The organism is Pseudomonas sp. QS1027 (assembly GCF_002814235.1).
GTDB lineage: Bacteria > Pseudomonadota > Gammaproteobacteria > Pseudomonadales > Pseudomonadaceae > Aquipseudomonas.
In genome coordinates, this window is record NZ_PHSU01000018.1 from 29,131 (window position 1) to 44,320 (window position 15,190).

A 15,190-nucleotide genomic window follows, 5' to 3' on the forward strand; every position below is an offset into this window, starting at 1 on the left:
TGCTTAACGAACCGGCAGCGTCACGACCCGTCCGGTCGGTGTGACCGGGCGTCCGACACGATGGCCGGGACCGCTCCAGACCGGTGCCGGGAGCGTCCCCAGCTTGAGGCTGTCGCTGTCGGTCATGGCCGTGAGGATATCCATCGCGCTGTGTCCCTGCTCGATGGCAATGCCGAATTGCACGCTCTGGATCAGGCGTTTCAGCCGCCTGGGATCATTGCGCTGCTCGGCGCTGATCATTCGTTTGGCCACCACGCCATCGGCGTTGGACAGGGTCAGCATGACGTCGCCGTCGAGTCCCTGGAGGCTGAGGTTGACCCGGTATTCGGGCTGGAAAGCCTCGTTGATCAACTGAAAGGGGTTATCCATGTGTGTCACCACTCTGATCGAAACCTGCATTCATTGACTGCTCGCTGGCCGGATTGGTTCGTCGGTTCCGGACCGGCGGCAGATCGGTGCCCTGACCTCATGTCGGGGCACAACTGCATCAATACTGCATGGATGCAGTACTGACGAATCTGTGAGTGCAAGGCTTGTGCCGAGTAAACGACCGTTCAGTAGAAACGTCGCGGGTCGGCGTCGATCAGGCTGGCCAGCTTGGTCAGGGCGAAGCGCAGTTCGTCGCGGCTGGTGGGTGACATCAGCACGATCCGCACGCTGCGGGTATGCCCCAGGCGCTCGGCCTGGAACTGCGTGCCGCTGAGCACCAGCACCCCGTTGGCCCGCGCCAGCAGGGTGAACTCATCACCGCTCCAGGGCTCGGGCAAGGTCAGCCACAGATGATAACTGTGGGGTTGGGTGGTGATCTGCAGGCCGCGAAAGACTTCGGCGGCGATGGCCTGGCGCGCGGCGGCTTCGGCGCGCTGGACCGCTACCAGCCGGGTATCCAGCCCTTCGCTGAGCATCATGCTGGCCAGTTGCGCGGTCAGCGGCGATGGCATCCAGATGCTGCTGCGCACCATGGACGTCAGGCGCGACAGCAGTTTCGGCGGGCTGTACAGGTAACCGATGCGCAGGGCCGGCATCACCGATTTCGACAGGCTGGTGAGGTACACCGAGCGCTCCGGGGCGTAGCTGGACAGCGGCTTGATCGACGGATCGTTGGCGAGGAAACCGTAGATATCGTCGTCGATAATGATGAAATCGAATTCTTCGGCAATCGCTGCGATCTGCGCCCGGCGCGCGGCGGACATGATCGCCGTGGTCGGGTTCTGGCAGGTCGCGACGCAGATCAGCAGCGCCGGTTTTTCCCGCAGGCAACGCTTGCGCAGGGCCTCGGGAATGATCCCTTCCTCGTCCATTTCCACGCCGCCGAGCCGGCGCTCGAGGCCGTGGGCCAGGGAGATGATTCCGGGGTAGCAAAGTGCTTCGCAGAGTACCAGGTCACCGCTGTTGCTCAGGGCACTCATGGCGACCATCAGCCCATGCTGCGCGCCGGCGGTGATCACCACCTGCTGCCATTGCGCATCCGGCACCGACTGGCGCAACCACTGCGCGCCGGCTTCGCGGTGGGCCGGGTGGCCGCCGTCGGGGGCGTAGTCCAGGGCGCGGGCGAAATCCGCGTCGTTGGCCATGTTCACCAGGGCATCGCGCAACTCGTGTTCGAGAGGCTCGCCATGGGGCTTGATGATCGACAGGTCGAGCAGGTCGGTCGGCCCCGAGGCCAGCAGTGTCGAGGTCTGTTGACGCTGCACCGGTGTAGCGCCCTGTTCCAGCACATAGGTCCCGCGTCCGACTTCGCCCTGCACCAGCTTGCGCCGCTGGGCCTCGCTGTAGGCGCGGCTGATGGTGCCGGGCGTGACCTCCAGCGCCTGGGCCAGTTCACGCAGGGTCGGCAGGCGGCTGCCGGTTTTCAGCGTACCGCTGGCGATATCCCGCGCCAGCGCGTCGGCGATGGAGAGATACACCGGTTGGTTGAAGTCGCTGAGCCGAGGAACCCACATGCTTGATGGCTACCGATCCTGAAAAGTGCGGGCAAGCTTATCACAGGGTGTATGAATCTAAATTGATTCTATTGAATCGAATCAATTTATGCGGTTATATGCGCATCAATCGAATCAATGTATTCCACACCCAGGTATCGACGCTTATGAGCAGCCTCAGGCAGGACTTTTCGTTATCCGCGGTGATCGCCGGCTTTATCGCGGTGGTCATCTCCTACGCCGGCCCCTTGATCATCGTCTTCCAGGCGGCGTCCCAGGCCCATCTGTCCAACGACCAGGTTTCGTCGTGGATCTGGGCGATCTCCATCGGCAGCGGCGTCACCGGCCTGCTGTTGAGCTGGCGCCTGCGGATCCCGGTGATCACCGCCTGGTCGACCCCCGGCGCAGCGCTGCTGGTATCGATGCTGCCGACGGTGTCATTCGCCGAGGCGATCGGCGCCTATGTGGTGGCCTCGGTGATCATCCTGGCGGTGGGGCTGTCGGGGGCCTTCGACAAGTTGATGAGCCGCCTGCCCAAGGCGATTGCCGCGGCGATGCTGGCGGGAATCCTGTTTCGCTTCGGCGCCGAGCTGTTCACCTCGATCCGCCTGCAACCGGCGCTGGTGTTGTCGATGATCGCCGTCTATCTGGTGTGCAAGCGTTTCTCGCCGCGCTACGCGATTCTCTCGGTGTTGATTGTCGGCTGTGGTTTTGCCGCGCTGATGGGTGAATTGAACCAGGGCGCGATCACGGTGGCGGTGGCGCATCCGATCTTCACCGCACCCGAGTGGAGCTGGCACGCGATCATCAATATCGGCCTGCCGCTGGCCCTGGTGACCCTGACCGGCCAGCACGTGCCGGGCATGGCCGTGTTGCGCACCGCCGGTTATACCCAGCCGGCCCGGCCGATGATTTCGCTGACGGCCATTGGCGCGGTGTTGCTGGCCCCGTTCGGTGCCCATGGCCTCAATCTGGCGGCGATCACGGCGGCGATCTGCACCGGTCGCGAGGCCCACGAAAACCGCGACAAACGTTATATCGCCGGCATCGCCTGCGGGGTGTTCTACATCCTGATGGGCACCTTCGGCGCGACCCTGGCCTCGGTGTTCGGCGCCTTGCCCAAGGAGTTGATCGCGTCCCTGGCCGGGCTGGCGCTGTTCGGCGCGATCAGTGCCGGGCTCACGGGTGCCATGGCCGAGGAGAAACAGCGGGAAGCGGCGCTGATCACCTTTCTGGTGACCGCATCGGGCATGAGCTACCTGGGTTTGGCGGCGGCGTTCTGGGGATTGATCTTCGGCCTGGTGGCGCATTTCGTGCTGAGCTACACCCGTGAGCGCAAGGTGCTGCCGGGGTTGCGCGAGGCTTGATGGGGGCGAGTGCCGGACAAGGATGTCCGCTGCTTCAAGACGTTTTGGCCGAGCTCTTGGCGGGGGCTTTTTCAGGGAGGTTGTTGCAGGAAATGACAGGAAAGCGATTCGACCCGACTCCCGACATTAACAGCGCTTTGCGGGCTTGTCCGGCTATTTCGTCGGATAATTATTTATCTTTTCAAAGGGGTTGAATTGTTTTTCCAACTGCCCAACTCTGTCATCAAGAGGTCATGTTCAGCACGCCTTCAGGTGCTGCCGACGAGTCTCTTACTAGCTAGCTGAAATAAGGGAATAACTATGCAAATCCAAGTCAATAGTGATAACCATATTCAAAGCAGCATTCGACTGGAGGAGTGGGTCCGGACGAGCGTCGAGAACGCGCTCGAACGTTATGAAGAAGACCTGACACGGGTCGAAGTTCACCTGGCGGACGAGAACGGCGACAAGCCGGGTCCCCACGATATGCGCTGCCAGATGGAAGCGCGGCCAAAAGGCCATCAACCGATTTCGGTCACCCATAAAGCCGATACGCTGGAACAGGCGATCGATGGCGCGGCCACCAAACTGGAACATGCACTGGAGCATCTGTTCGGCAAACTGCAAGCCAAACGCGCGACCGCCATTGTGGGCGAACGCCGCGACCTGGGAGACGCGCTGCTGGAAGAGGAGTTCGAAGAGAAAGAACGTGTACGACTGGCCGCTAACGGCTGATCCTCAACACTGACCACGACGGGCCTGCATTTGCAGGCCCGTTTTCGTTTTGGGCTACAACGCGCTCAGCCCTGCGGCTCGTCGACCTGGCGCGGGGCCCTGGCCTGCAGCCAGTTGGCAATCAGTGAGGCGTTGATAAACAGCGCAATGCCCAGCAGGATCACCATGATCGAGGCCAGCTTGTGGGGCCCGATGCTTTCGTCGAACATCAGCCACGAAGTGGTGACGCCGGAAATCGGCACCATCAACGACAGCGGCGCGACCATTGCCGACGGGTATTTCTTCATCAGGTTATTCCACACCCGGTAGCCGAACAGGGTGGTGACATAGGCCTGGAACAGCACCGAGAAGATCGCCGAAGGTGTCAGGTTCGTGCCCAGTTGATAAAACGGCGCGCTGCCCTTGGCCAGCCAGGTCATGAGAAACAACGGCGGTGCCGCGAACAGGCTGGACCAGACGATAAAGGCGACCATATCGGCGGGGCGGGTCTGCTTGACGATCAGGTTGCAGGCACTCCAGCTCAGGGCGGCCAGCAGCACCAGGGCGGTGCCGGCGAGGACTGCCTGGCCTTCGGTGAAGTGAATGATCGACAGCAAGCCGAGGCTGGCGAGGATCACCCCGGCGATCTGCGGACCGGCGATTTTTTCCTTGAGCAGCCAGGCGCTGAGGAAGATCGTGAAGAAGGCGCTGAATTGCAGGATCAGCGAGGCCAGGCCCGGGGTCAGTCCCAGGTGCATGGCGTAGTTCACCACCCACCAGAGTCCGACCCCGAACAGCAGGCCGTAACCGGCGATGGCGGCGAGGCTGACGCCGGCCGGGCGTTTCATGAAGAACACCAGGGGCAGGGCGCAGCAGGTAAAGCGCAGGGCGGTGAGCAGAAAGGGGTCCAACTGTTCAAGGCCCAGTTCGATGACCGAGAAGTTGCTGCCCCAGATAATCGTGACCAATAGCCCGAGGGCCAGGTCCAGCGGTTGAAATTTCATAGGGATTTGAGGTCCTGTTGACGGCGGTTCGCAGAGGCGCGTCTTTGTCGCCGGGATGTGGCTGACAAAGACGCGGGCGAGGGTCAGGCGGCGATTTCCGGATCGACGCCGTCATAGACGAAGGCATCGAATTTTTCCGGACGCCATACGTCATCCCGGGTGTAGTAGTTCAGGACCACGGTGATCTTCTTTTCCGTCACCGTCGGTTCGCAGTCATGAAGGATTTCCCGGCCCTTCATGATCAGCAGCGAACCGGCCTTGGCGTGGATATGCCGGTGTTCGATCCATGGCTCGGGTTTGCTTGGATGGGCGCGGGGAATCTGCATGCGCAACGGTGCTTCGCGGTTGCTGGTGAGAAACAGCAGCACGGTGATCGCATTGGTGTCGTAGTGCTCGCCCAGTGTTCCGCCGCCTTCGGGATAGACCTTGATATTGATGTCGGAACGGTCGTGGGGCGAGACAATCGCATCCTGGCTGGTGACCAGGCTGACCAGCGGCAGCAGCGAGTGATAGATCGCCGTCAGTTCCGGCAAGTGATCGCGCACGTCCTGGCCCTGGAAGATGTAGTGCAGGTATTGCCCGCCGGCGTCGGACACCTCGCGGGTGCCGAGGCCCTGGTGGTTGACCAGCTTGACCCGACCTTGCTCGATGGTGCGCTCGACCCGTTCTTTCAAGGTGTCGCACAACGCGGGGGGGACGATGTCGTCAAGGACTGTGACGTAGTCGTAGTGATACTCGGCAATATGTTTGTTGAGATTGAACGGCGTGTTGTTCATGGAAGCTCCCTGCTCGGTTAGCGGACGGCATTCCCCTCGACTGCCTGGCTGAAGAGGCCGTGTATTGGACGATCAAGTAAGACCGGCCCAGGGACTCCTCCACGTATGAGAACCCGAGACGGGTCGGCGGCCCGCGCTGGGACGGCAACCGTCGACCGCCCGAAATTAGCCCAGCATTCGGCCCATCCTCCAGTTTTTTTCAGCATGACTATCCGTTCGGATAGCCACCGGTAAATGTCCTTGTGCCATTGCGGCTCGTCGGATGTCTTTGCGCATGAGAATTTTTATCATTAATATTGGCGTCCTTTACGCTGGCCCGTCGCTGCTCGGCGGCTGACTGTTGCTGGGAGTGTCGTGATGAACCTGGCCCTGCGCCCCCCCGAGAACCCGGATGCCGAGGGGACCGAGTTGCACACCGGTCGCGCGCACTTCCTGCAAGTGTTCCTGTCCCAGCGTTCGCAGATGGAGGCGCTGGTCAGTCGCCGGGTCGGTTGTCGGGCGACGGCGGCGGACCTGGTCCAGGACCTGTTCCTGCGTTTCTGGCGCCGGCCCCTGGTGCAGGTGGAGGAACTGAGCACCTACCTGCTGCGCTGCGCCGGCAACATTGCCATCGACCATTTGCGCAGCGAGGGTGCCCGCGTGAGAGTCAATGAAGGCTGGCTACCCGAGCAGCAGGATAACCAGAGCCTCGAGCCCGAGGCGGCCCTGGCGGCCGGTAACGATCTGCGTCATGTCGAGGCGGCGCTGCGCAGCCTGCCTGAGCGCACCCGGCAGATTTTCCTGCTCAATCGTATCCATGGGCGCAAATACGCCGAGATCGCCAAGGCCATGGACCTCTCGCAAAGTGCCGTGGAAAAACACATGATGCGGGCCCTTGAAGCTTGCAAGGCCAGCCTGCGAGAGCCTTCAGCGACCTATCGAGAGCCTTCAGCCGCCTATCGAGCGCCATCCGTCACACGTCTGCCAGGGAAAGCATCGTGATCCATTCTTCCAGTATCGCCGTGACACCCGACCAGGAACAGGCCGCCCTGGCCTGGCTCAGCCTGTTGCACGATCAGCCGAGCCGGGGCGACCAGGCGCGCTTCAGTCTCTGGCTGCAAGCCGAACCGGCCCATGTCGAGGCTTATGCCCAGGCCCAGGTGCTCTGGGAACTGAGCGAAGTGCCGGCGAGTACCTTGGCCAAAGAGGAGGCCGTGGCCTTGCAAGGTCTGCTCGCGGCCATGGACCGGCCCAAGCCGGTATCGCGCTGGCGCTGGTCGGCGGGCCTGGCCATGGCCGCCTGCCTGCTGCTGAGCATCTCCATCGGCCTGGGCTTCGAGCCCGGGCGTTGGCTCGACGATCTTGGCGCCGATTATGTGTCGGTGCCGGGGCAGGTGCGCACGGTGACCCTGGCCGATCATTCCGAAGTCACCCTGGACACCGACAGTGCGATCTCCGTGGATTTCAGCGCGGGCGAACGGCATGTTCGGCTGCGTCGCGGTTCGGCGTTTTTCCAGGTAACCCATACCGGCGAGCCCTTTGTGGTGGATGCGCAGGGCGGCGAGGCGCGGGTGCTCGGCACGCAGTTCGAAGTGCGCCTGCAACCGGGTGGTGCGCGGGTGACGGTGTTGTCCGGGCGGGTCGGGGTGCGTGCGAGTGCGGGCGCGCCGCAGCAGATTCTCGGCGCCAACCAGCAGGTGGCCTATGCCGACGGTTCGGCGCAGCTACTGCATCCGGTGGACAGCGACCAGTTGCTGGCCTGGCGCCAGGGTTGGCTGAACTACTCGAAAGCCAGCGTCGCCGAGGTGGTCCAGGACCTGGGCCGGTATTACCCGGGCCGGATCCTGGTATTCAACGACAGCCTGGCGGCACGGCGGATCAGCGGCAGTTTTCCGAACAAGGATCCGCGGGCGGTGCTCGATTCGTTGCAAGGCGTGCTGGGCTTTGAACAGCACAGCCTGCTCGGTCGGGTCATCGTCTTGCGCTGATCCACCAGTCTAACCCTGACGCCAGACACAAGCCGGCTTGCTGGCGATAGCGGCCGAACCAACGATACAAGACTCTCGGGCCCCAATCGCCAGCAAGCCGGCTCCTACAGGGGCGGTGTCAGGCCAGCGGTTTGTGTCACGGCGACTCTCCATGAAAATATTTTCAAAATAAAGGTGAGGTAAACCCGACGCCCATCCGTGTAGTGGTTGAAAGTGCGATTCATTCGCATTAATGATTTCTCTACGTACGGGTCAGGCACACATGAAGTCCAGGGCAAAAGCGGTGGCAGGCAGTTCGGTCAAGCGGTGGTTCGGCGCATCGGCGCTGGCGGTGTCGGGGTTGGCCTTGCTGCCCCTGAGCGTGGCCCTGGCGGCCGAGTCCGCGGCGCAGCACAGCGCGCAATTCAACTTCGCCATTGCCGCCAAGCCGCTGCCCCAGGCCCTGAACGAATTCAGCCGGGTCACCGGCCTGAGCGTGGTCTACACCGATGAAGCCGCCTACGGTCACCAGGCCCCGGCCATCAGCGGGCAGATGAGCGCCGAGCAGGCCATGCAACGGCTGCTGAGCAATTCCGGTTTCACCTTCCGCCGCACCGACGACCACACCCTGGCCCTCGAACCCTTGCCGACCCAGGGCGCCCTGAACCTCGGCGCCACCACCATCAACGGCAACCAGCAGGCGTCTTCCACCAGCTACCAGCCGCCCCAGGTCACCTCGGTGGCCCGTTCCAGCGCCTCGCTGCAGGAAATCCCGCAGACCATCAACGTGGTCTCCGCCCAGGTCCTGCGTGACCAGACCCCGCGCAACCTCGATGACGCGCTGAACAACATCAGCGGCATCACCCAGGCCAACACCCTCGGCAGCACCCAGGACGCGGTGATGATTCGCGGTTTCGGCGACAACCGTAACGGTTCGATCATGCAGGACGGCATGCCGCTGGTGCAGGGCCGTGCGCTGAACGCCACCACCGATCGGGTCGAAGTGCTCAAGGGCCCGGCCTCCCTGCTCTATGGCATCCAGGACCCGGGCGGCGTGGTCAACCTGGTCAGCAAGAAACCACAACTGGAGCAGTACAACGCCGTGACCCTGCGCGGCTCGACCTACGGCGCCGGCAAGAACGGCAGCGGCGGCAGCCTCGACAGCACCGGCGCCCTCGGCGATTCCGGGTTGGCCTACCGCATGGTCCTCGACCGTGAAGACGAAGATTACTGGCGCAACTTCGGTGCCCACCGCGAAACCCTGATCGCCCCGTCCCTGGCCTGGTTCGGCGAGACCACCAAGCTGCTGCTGTCCTACGAACACCGCGAGTTCCTGACCCCGTTCGACCGTGGCACGGCCATCGATCCACGGACCAACCACCCGCTGGCGATTCCCAAGGATCGCCGGCTGGATGAGCCGTTCAACAACATGGAAGGGCGCTCGGACCTGGTCCATTTCGAAGCCGACCACGACCTGAACGACAACTGGAAGGCCCACCTGGGCTACAGCTGGAACCGCGAAACCTACGATGCCAGCCAGGTCCGGGTGGTTTCGGTCAACCCGGCCAACGGCACCCTGGTGCGCAGCATGGACGGCACCAAGGGCGCGCTGACCACCGACCGCTTCACCACCGCCAGCCTCGAAGGCAAGGTCGATGTGGCCGGCATGCAGCATGACCTGGTGTTCGGCATGGACGACGAGTACCGCAAGATCTACCGCTCCGACCTGATCCGCCAGAGTCCGCTGAACACCTTCAGCTACCTGAACCCGATCTATGACCGTGAAGTCCCGGGCTCCACCGTCAGCCCCAAGGACAGCGACCAGACCGACCTGCTGCGCAGCGACTCGGTGTTCGCCCAGGACTCGATCCACCTCAACGACCAGTGGATCTTCGTCGCCGGCGGCCGCTACCAGATGTATGACCAGTTCGCGGGCAAGGGCCGGCCGTTCCAGGTCAACACCAACGGCAATGGCGAGAAGTTCGTGCCGCGCGCCGGCCTGGTGTACCGCTACACCGACGAGCTGTCGTTCTATGGCAGCTACACCGAATCCTTCAAGCCCAACTCCACCATCGCCCCGTTGGCGGTGACCAGCAATACCCGCCTGGTGCTGGACGGCTCCCTTGAACCGGAACAGTCCAAGGCCTGGGAAATCGGCACCAAGCTGGATATTCCAGGGCGCATCACCGCCACCGCAGCGATCTACGATATCCACAAGCGCAACGTGCTGGTGTCCGTCGCCGACGGCCTGACCACCCAGTACAGCATTGCCGGCCAGGTGCGCTCGCGCGGCCTGGAACTGGATGCCAGCGGTCAGTTGAGCGATCGCTGGAGCCTGATCGGCAGCTACGCCTATACCGATGCCCAGGTCACCAAGGACGCCAATTACCAGGGCAACCGCCTGCAGAACGTGGCGAAGAACGCCGGCTCGCTGTCGGCGGTCTATGACTTCGGTTCGATCATGGGCGGCGGCGACAAGCTGCGGGCCGGTGCCGGCGCGCGTTATGTCGGTCATCGCACCGGCGATGCGGCCAACACCTTCGACCTGCCGGGCTACACCGTGGCCGATGCCTTCGCCACCTACGACACCAAGGTCGAAGGGCAGAAGGTCAAGTTCCAGCTCAACGTGAAGAACCTGTTCAACAAGGTCTACTACACCTCGGCGGTCAGCCAGCTGTTCGTCTCCATGGGGGACGCGCGGCAGGTGTCGGTCTCCAGCACCCTGGAGTTCTGATGAAGCGCGCCCGTGCAATCCTGCTGGCCCTGAGCCTGAGTGCCACCGCCCTGGCGGCGGCACCCGGGGACGGGCGCCTGTACCAGCGTGAACATCAAGTGACCTTGGCCGGCTCCGGCGACAGCTGGGGTTTCGCCGCCCTCGACCCGACCCGGCCCTACCTGTTCCTGGCCCGGCGGGAAAACGGCCTGAGCGTGTTCGACGTGGCGAAACAGCGCCTGGTGAAAACCCTCGAGCATTCGGTGGGGGCCAACGCGGTGGTGTTCATACCCGAACGCAATCGCGTGTTCGTGCTCAACACCGACGGCAGCCTTGGCGTGGTGGAGCTGTCGAGCCTCAAGTTGCTCAAGCGTATTCCCGTGGCCCAGAGCAACCTCAACAGCGCGGTGTACGAGCCACGTACCGGCCAGGTGATTGTCGTCAGCGGCCGGCGGGCGGATCGTTCGACGCTGTTTGTCTTCGACCCGCAACAGGAAAGGGTCACCGCCGCCCATGAACTGGACGTGAAGAAGATCGACCCGTTGCTGGTCAAGGGCGATGGCAGTTTCTTCCTGCCGATGCGTGACGAAGGCAAGGTGGCGCGGTTTTCCGCCAGCACCTTCGAAGTGCTCGACAGCTGGAGCTTCGAGGGTTGCCCCAAACCCAGCGCCCTGGCCGAGGACAAGCCGGGACAGCGCCTGTTCGTCGCCTGTCGTGGCGAGCAGCCCCGGCTGATCGTGGCCGACCTGGAAAGCGGCGCAGTCAAGGCCAGCCTGCCGATCACCCGGGACGTCAACGCCCTGGCCTGGGATGCCCGGCAACATCGGCTGATCATCCCCAGCGGCGTGGACGCCAACCTGACACTGGTCGAACAGACGGACGTCGACCACTATCGGACGCTGGGCAGCGTCAGCACCTTGCCGATGGCCTACAACATGGCGTTCGACCCGACCAGCGGCAAGGTCTACCTGCCTGCCATGGACTTCACCCAACCGGCCACGGCCAAGGGTGAAGCCAAAACCGATCCGCTGTTTCACGCCAACAGCTTTTCCGTCACCACCCTGGCGCCCTGAACCACGAACCCTGTCCCCGGAAACGAATCGCTCGCACATGGATTCCGGGGACGGTGTTCCCGCATAATTCCCCCGTTGACTCGCTAAGTACCTTGTTCTTACGTGCCTCCTGAGTGATGAGTCGCTGGTAGCGGCTATTGTGTGTTTATTGGTTGAGTTCGAGGCGGAAGATGAATTCGGTACAGGGTTTCATGGGCAAGGGCGTCGCGTTGGCGTTATGCGTACTGTTGGCGGCCTGTTCGAGCAAGGCGCCGAAGGCTCCCGAGCCAGCCCGGACAGTGGTCCTGCAAGCGGCGCAGTTGCCATTGCCGTTGCCACGCTCGGCCTTTTGCGCCGGGCTCGACAGCGTATTGCGCGCCCCGGCGCTGCAAGGCGCGACGACTTCGCTGGTGATACGCGAGGCGAACAGCGGCAAACTGGTGTGTGAATACAACCCGCAATTCCGCCTGATTCCGGCTTCCAGCCTGAAGCTGGTGACCACGGCGGCGGCGATGGAAATCCTCGGTGCCGATTATCGGTTTTCCACCACCCTGTTGAGCACCGGTGTGCAGCAGGGCAACGTGCTGAACGGCGATCTGTACCTGCGGGGCACGGGCGACCCGAGCATGCGCCAGGAAGACTACCAGGCCCTGGCGGCCGGGCTGGCGCGTAAAGGCATCACGCGGGTTCGCGGACGGCTGATTCTCGATGACACCGCCTTCGACCACGAACGGCTGGGAGTCGATTGGTCCGCCGATGACGAGCAACAGTATTTTGCGGCGCAGATTTCCGCGCTGAGCGTGTCGCCGAACGCGGACCTCGATGTCGGCTCGATCCTGGTCAATGTGCGCGCCGGTAGCTCGCCACGCCAGCCGGTTCGAGTCAGCTTCACGCCGGCCAACCACTACATGAACGTGGCCAACCGGGCCACGACGGGCCGTGGCGGTCCGCTGGTGGTCAGTCGCGGCCATGGTGGCAACCTGTTGCGCATTGACGGCGCGTTGCCCAAGGGCGCGGAGCGCATTGCCCAGGTCAGCGTCTGGGAGCCGACCGGGCTGGTGGCCGATCTGTTCCGTAGCGCCCTGCTCCAGCAGGGGATCGCGGTGGAAGGCGGCAGCTTGCTGGGCGTCGCCACGCCGGCTGCGGCGCAGCCGCTGGTCGAGCACCAGTCGCCGGTCCTCGCGGACTTGATGCCGCCACTGCTCAAGTTGTCGAACAACAACATGGCGGAGATCCTGCTCAAGTCCATGGGCCGCAAGACGGCGCATGCGGGCACGGCGGCGGCGGGTGTGGCGGCGGTCAACGGGTTCCTGCAGGGGCACGGGGTGGCGTCGGCGCAGTTGCTGCAGTTCGACGGTTCCGGTTTGTCACGGCGTAACCAGGTGTCGGCGCAGACCCTCAGCGATTTGTTGCTGGTGGCGCGCAGTCGGCCCTGGTTCCAGGCCTGGTATGCGGCGTTGCCGGTTGCCGGCAATTCCGAGCGGATGATCGGCGGCACCCTGCGCAAACGCCTGCACGGCACGGCAGCAGCGAACAACCTGCATGCCAAGACCGGCAGCATGGGCGGTGTGTCGTCGCTGGCCGGGTATGTCACCAGTCGCGACGGGCGGCTGCTGGTGTTTGCCATGCTGAGCAACAACTATCTGGTCGGTGGGCGGCAGGTCAAAGCGGTGGAGGACCAGGTGGTGACGGCGTTGGCCAACAAGGCCGATTGAAGAAACGGGATCTTGAAAACACCGCATAACCTGTAGGAGCAGGGGCGGTGTTCGGCTTTAGTGCGCGAAGGCTTGCCGGTACTCGCCGGGCGTTGCGCCCAGCACCTGGCGAAACCGATTGGCGAAATGACTGGCACTGGCAAACCCGCACGCCAGGGCAATCTCCCCAAGTGGTTGCCCGCTACCGCGCAACAGCAGCCGCGCCCGCTCCAGGCGCCGCGCCAGTACATATTGATGGGGCGGCAAGCCGAAGCTGACGCGAAACATCCGCGCAAAGTGGTATTCCGACAGCGCGCACAACCCGGCCAACTCACCCAGGCTCAACGGCTGGTCCAACCGGCTGTCGATGTACTCCACCAACAGGCGCCGCTGATGCGCCGCCAAACCGCCTTTCAATCGCAAGCCCTGGCGCATCCCCACCTGATTGAGCAGCGTATGGCCGAGCAACTCGTGGGCCAGGCTGCTGCTGAGCAGGCGCTCCCCCGGTTCGTCCCAGTCCAGGCTGATCAGTTGGCGAAAACGCCGGGCCTGCTGCGGGTCATCCAGAAAAGTGTGTTCCTGCAATTGCAGCTCACGGGGTTCACGGTCCAGCAGCGTCACACAACCCACCGCGAACTGTTCCGCACTGAAATACAGGTGGGCCAGGCGAATGCTGCCGTTGATCACCCAACCGGACTGATGTTCGGCGGGCAGGATGCAGAGCTTGTCCGGGCCGCCCTTGGTGTCCGGGCGGTCACGGCGAAAGGTCCCGGTGCCGCCGGCAATGTAGCAGGACAGGGTGTGATGACCGGGCGCCTCGTAGTCCTGGGCGTCGTGGTGGTTGCTCCACAACGCCGCGGCCAAACCGTCACCGAGCTCCGCGCTGTGCTCCAGGCGCGAATTGGGCGAGCGGTTCAGGGCTTGAAAGACTTGCAGGGTATCCAGTGCGGGCATGGTCTGTTCTCCAACGCCTTGCATCCTACTCCGTCGGGTAAAGCCCTGGCAGCCATGGGCCGACAAAAGCGCAAGTTTTTGCAAGCGCGGGAGCGGCTTGCCCGCCGACACTGAGGCCTGTCTTCTGGAGTCTGCTGCATGAACCTGTTTCTCTACCTGCTGACCGTCTTGATCTGGGGCACCACCTGGATCGCCCTGAAACTGCAACTGGGCGTGGTGGCGATTCCGGTCTCCATCGTCTATCGCTTTGGCCTGGCGGCGTTGGTGCTGTTCGTCATGCTGCTGCTCAGTCGCCGCCTGCAACCGATGAACCGCCGCGGTCATCTGATCTGCCTGGCCCAGGGCCTGTGCCTGTTCTGCCTCAACTTCATGTGTTTCCTCACCGCCAGCCAGTGGGTGCCCAGCGGCCTGGTGGCGGTGGTGTTTTCCACCGCGACCTTGTGGAACGCCCTCAACGCCCGGGTGTTCTTCAAGCAGAAGATCGCCCGCAATGTGCTGATGGGCGGGGCCCTCGGCCTGCTTGGACTGGGCCTGCTGTTCTGGCCGGAACTGTCCGGGCACAGCGCCGGCCCGCACACGATCCTGGGCCTCGGGCTGGCCTTGCTCGGCACGCTGTTTTTCTCGGCCGGCAACCTGCTGTCCAGCCTGCAACAGAAGGCCGGGCTCAAGCCGCTGACCACCAACGCCTGGGGCATGCTCTACGGCGCAGTGATGCTGGCCACCTACTGCCTGGTCCAGGGCATCCCGTTCGCGATGGAATGGAACACGCGTTATATCGGCTCCCTGCTGTACCTGGTGATTCCGGGCTCGGTGATAGGCTTCACCGCCTACCTGACCCTGGTCGGACGCATGGGACCGGAGCGCGCGGCCTACTGCACGGTGCTGTTTCCCCTGGTGGCGCTGAATGTCTCGGCCTACGCCGAGGGGTATCACTGGAGTGCGCCGGCCCTGCTCGGGCTGGTGGCGGTGATGGCGGGCAACGTGCTGGTGTTCCGCAAGCCAAGGGCCGCGCTGCGGCCGACGTCGGCCAGGCTGGCCTGACGGACAACACATTTATGTAGATCAGCCG

13 protein-coding genes are annotated in these 15,190 nt (G+C 63.5%); 8 read left to right on the forward strand and 5 right to left on the reverse strand.

Features of this window, described 5'->3' with window-relative positions:
• Positions 1-3: 3 nt before the first annotated feature.
• Together CWE01_RS17315 and CWE01_RS17320 are read right to left on the reverse strand one after the other, a co-directional pair.
• Positions 4-369 (reverse strand): DUF3509 domain-containing protein, encoded by a 366-nt coding sequence (locus CWE01_RS17315; protein WP_100941765.1) that lies wholly within the window; start codon positions 367-369, stop codon positions 4-6.
• 185 nt (positions 370-554) lie between these two features.
• Positions 555-1,943: a PLP-dependent aminotransferase family protein gene (locus CWE01_RS17320; RefSeq protein WP_100941766.1), complete on the reverse strand. Its 1,389-nt coding sequence runs from the start codon at positions 1,941-1,943 to the stop codon at positions 555-557.
• Between the two features lie 146 nt (positions 1,944-2,089).
• Between CWE01_RS17320 and CWE01_RS17325 the strand changes: the two genes are divergently transcribed.
• Together CWE01_RS17325 and CWE01_RS17330 are read left to right on the forward strand one after the other, a co-directional pair.
• Complete coding sequence (locus CWE01_RS17325; protein ID WP_100941767.1) at positions 2,090-3,289, forward strand: benzoate/H(+) symporter BenE family transporter; 1,200 nt, start codon at positions 2,090-2,092, stop codon at positions 3,287-3,289.
• 300 nt (positions 3,290-3,589) lie between these two features.
• Positions 3,590-4,003, forward strand: a complete 414-nt coding sequence (locus CWE01_RS17330) for an HPF/RaiA family ribosome-associated protein (protein ID WP_100941768.1) — start codon at positions 3,590-3,592, stop codon at positions 4,001-4,003.
• 65 nt (positions 4,004-4,068) lie between these two features.
• Here CWE01_RS17330 and CWE01_RS17335 read toward each other — a convergent pair whose 3' ends face one another.
• Both CWE01_RS17335 and CWE01_RS17340 read right to left on the reverse strand, forming a co-directional pair.
• The gene (locus tag CWE01_RS17335; RefSeq protein ID WP_100941769.1) at positions 4,069-4,986 is read right to left on the reverse strand and encodes an EamA family transporter; all 918 of its coding nucleotides are present in this window, start codon (positions 4,984-4,986) and stop codon (positions 4,069-4,071) included.
• 83 nt (positions 4,987-5,069) lie between these two features.
• The gene (locus CWE01_RS17340) at positions 5,070-5,762 is read right to left on the reverse strand and encodes a hypothetical protein (protein WP_100941770.1); all 693 of its coding nucleotides are present in this window, start codon (positions 5,760-5,762) and stop codon (positions 5,070-5,072) included.
• 357 nt (positions 5,763-6,119) lie between these two features.
• Here CWE01_RS17340 and CWE01_RS17345 point away from each other — a divergent pair, with 357 nt between their 5' ends.
• From CWE01_RS17345 to dacB, 5 genes are all read left to right on the forward strand, one after another.
• A complete protein-coding gene (locus tag CWE01_RS17345; RefSeq protein WP_256346807.1) occupies positions 6,120-6,743 on the forward strand; it encodes an RNA polymerase sigma factor in 624 nt (207 codons plus the stop codon).
• Entirely contained in the window at positions 6,740-7,729 is a 990-nt protein-coding gene (locus tag CWE01_RS17350) for a FecR family protein (protein ID WP_177410490.1), read from the forward strand. The genes CWE01_RS17345 and CWE01_RS17350 overlap by 4 nt, the downstream gene beginning before the upstream one ends.
• A gap of 262 nt (positions 7,730-7,991) precedes the next feature.
• Complete coding sequence (locus tag CWE01_RS17355) at positions 7,992-10,442, forward strand: TonB-dependent receptor (protein WP_100941771.1); 2,451 nt, start codon at positions 7,992-7,994, stop codon at positions 10,440-10,442.
• Positions 10,442-11,494, forward strand: a complete 1,053-nt coding sequence (locus CWE01_RS17360; protein WP_100941772.1) for a hypothetical protein — start codon at positions 10,442-10,444, stop codon at positions 11,492-11,494. Before CWE01_RS17355 ends, CWE01_RS17360 begins: the two co-directional genes overlap by 1 nt.
• A gap of 170 nt (positions 11,495-11,664) precedes the next feature.
• On the forward strand, positions 11,665-13,188 hold the full coding sequence (gene dacB, locus CWE01_RS17365; protein ID WP_100941773.1) for a D-alanyl-D-alanine carboxypeptidase/D-alanyl-D-alanine-endopeptidase: 1,524 nt from the start codon (positions 11,665-11,667) through the stop codon (positions 13,186-13,188).
• Positions 13,189-13,245: 57 nt separating this feature from the next.
• Here dacB and CWE01_RS17370 read toward each other — a convergent pair whose 3' ends face one another.
• On the reverse strand, positions 13,246-14,121 hold the full coding sequence (locus CWE01_RS17370; protein ID WP_100941774.1) for a helix-turn-helix domain-containing protein: 876 nt from the start codon (positions 14,119-14,121) through the stop codon (positions 13,246-13,248).
• Positions 14,122-14,259: 138 nt separating this feature from the next.
• Between CWE01_RS17370 and CWE01_RS17375 the strand changes: the two genes are divergently transcribed.
• A complete protein-coding gene (locus tag CWE01_RS17375) occupies positions 14,260-15,162 on the forward strand; it encodes a DMT family transporter (protein WP_100941775.1) in 903 nt (300 codons plus the stop codon).
• Positions 15,163-15,190 lie beyond the last annotated feature (28 nt).